This window comes from Klebsiella sp. MS 92-3, assembly GCF_000195655.1.
GTDB lineage: Bacteria > Pseudomonadota > Gammaproteobacteria > Enterobacterales > Enterobacteriaceae > Klebsiella > Klebsiella pneumoniae.
Window position 1 is genome coordinate 1 of the sequence record NZ_GL882812.1, and the last position, 1,513, is coordinate 1,513.

The 1,513-nt window shown below is 56.2% G+C and carries 2 protein-coding genes; both read right to left on the minus strand.

Features of this window, described 5'->3' with window-relative positions:
- Window positions 1-134: 134 nt before the first annotated feature.
- A complete protein-coding gene (locus HMPREF9538_RS13335; RefSeq protein WP_004118478.1) occupies window positions 135-560 on the minus strand; it encodes an antirestriction protein in 426 nt (141 codons plus the stop codon).
- A 520-nt stretch (window positions 561-1,080) separates the two neighbouring features.
- Window positions 1,081-1,311 carry a hypothetical protein gene (locus HMPREF9538_RS0127760; RefSeq protein ID WP_004152753.1) on the minus strand — a complete coding sequence of 77 codons (231 nt, stop codon included), beginning with the start codon at window positions 1,309-1,311 and terminating at the stop codon, window positions 1,081-1,083.
- Window positions 1,312-1,513: the final 202 nt, after the last annotated feature.

Consider the following 1,513-nt stretch of genomic DNA (forward strand, 5'->3'; position numbering starts at 1 on the left):
GCAACCCGCCTCACCGGCAGGCGAAGCCTGCCAGGATTTTCGCGCGGCCGCACCGATCTGCAAAGCCGGGTAAGCTCCTCACAGATCGTGCCGTCTCAGACCTTAAACGGGGCGTCGGGCGCCCCGATATAGTATCAGTCCAGAGCCGCGTAAATAGCAGCGCATTCGTCATGAGAGTCAATGAAATTCCACAGCTGCGATTCCCGCAGCATCAGGTGGCGTGTCAGGGCAGCATCACCGCGTTCATGGTGCAGCCAGATACGGCGGTTGATCGCCAGCGCCGTAATGATAACTCCGGCCGCATCCGCGCTGACGGACCGATCAAACCAGTTATCCGGGTTAGTCAGATGGAAACGGTCACCGTCAGGCATCATGTAGCCGCCGCCCTCCGGAATACGGATGAAATGCCAGAAGCCTCCGCAGTAATCGGTGATGTGTTTCTCAGCGAGCGCATAGACCTGCATCTCTCCGGCCAGAAAATCGTTACCAAACAGATCCGGCAGGAACGAGAGACGGTCGGACTCCTCTACATTCAGCATGGTTTGACGGGCATGATACATAGCAACCTCCACAGGTTCATAAGATTGCGGCACCGGGTTGTGCCGTGCCGACACGACAGCCCGGCGGAAAGCGGAAGATGCAAGGGCGACACCGGAGGCCGCAGCGCAGATAAAGCACGAAGCTGGTCTGGACGGTTTTAGAGCGAAACCTGAGCGAGAAAACGACGGGAAGAACGGCGAGCTTCATAAAAAAACTGCGACCGGGCGAGGATGGCGGCGCCAGCGAACCCTTGCATCTGCAGCGGCCGGGCTAAAGTGAAGGCACGGCACTACCCGAAGCGATGCAGGAGATACAACATGAGGTCCCCTGTCGCGGTTTACGAGCGCAGGGAGAAAAGCAGAAGCTGGCATCGCGACGCGATGGCTGCGTATAAAGGCCGCAGACCGGAGGGAGGGGGCCGGACAAAGCGGAGCCGGCGGCAAAGACAAGCCGGCGACGTCCTTATCCGGTGTTGATGGCATGGCGCCAGTTTATCAGCTGCCCGTCACCAGGCGGCCCGGGAGACCTCTCGTTCTGAGCTTATCGGCGATCTGGTTTATCACTGGCCACGGAGATACCAATGTACATACCGCTTCCCCAGATAATCTGAGAGAGCACAAATAGCCACAGAGGGACGTCAACAATCAACAGCGGAAGAAGAGCAACCGTCACGATTAAAATCAGGCGGCTACCGAATTGCCGGCGCACCGGTTCAGCGGCGTCAACCGGGACGCCTGCATATCGCAGAACCTGCCTTAAACCCGTATTCATAATCACTCCACTCAGAATAAATGCACTGTACTTCAGTATATTACATTTTATTAGATAACGATTCTCCGGACTGGCAGCGATCCTTCTGAAATTTCCCTGTTTTTGCAGGAACAGCAAATGGTTACAGACAACGGCAACAAGATGACTTGAATAAAAACGGCCTCCGCAAAATAATGTCGCGGTAGGGATACCCGTTACCGGA

Bases quoted from the DNA above. Each gene is read 5' to 3' on its own strand.
- HMPREF9538_RS0127760 (WP_004152753.1), bottom strand. From the start codon at position 1,311: ATGAATACGGGTTTAAGGCAGGTTCTGCGATATGCAGGCGTCCCGGTT.
- HMPREF9538_RS13335 (WP_004118478.1), bottom strand. From the start codon at position 560: ATGTATCATGCCCGTCAAACCATGCTGAATGTAGAGGAGTCCGACCGT.